1 protein-coding gene is annotated in these 286 nt (G+C 54.9%); it reads left to right on the top strand.

Going from position 1 to position 286, the window contains the following annotated elements:
• Positions 1-286 (top strand): hypothetical protein (locus tag MD536_RS21430; protein ID WP_239603823.1); only part of this gene is annotated, 286 nt, incomplete at both ends.

The raw sequence follows: 286 nt of genomic DNA, 5'->3' as shown, positions 1-286 counted from the left end.
ACGGGGGCCTTCGGACGTGATTTGGGGTGCTGATAAGGAGACCCTCCTTGACATGCCCGCCGTGGCCCTTCCAGGCGACAGATGGCACCGACCCAAGAGCACCATTGATTACGTCCCATATAATCAAACCATCATTGCTGTGGACCCCTCCGGTCGGGGTAAGGATGAAACAGTAGCAGTAGTCCTCTCACAGATCAATGGATTCATCTTTGTCAGGGACATGCTCGCCACGCAGGATGGATACTCGGATACGACTCTCCGTGGGATTCTGACGCTTGCAAAGAGG

This window comes from Flavihumibacter cheonanensis (genome assembly GCF_022352215.1).
Taxonomy (GTDB): domain Bacteria; phylum Bacteroidota; class Bacteroidia; order Chitinophagales; family Chitinophagaceae; genus Flavihumibacter; species Flavihumibacter cheonanensis.
This window is presented reverse-complemented; position numbering and strand designations above follow the sequence as displayed.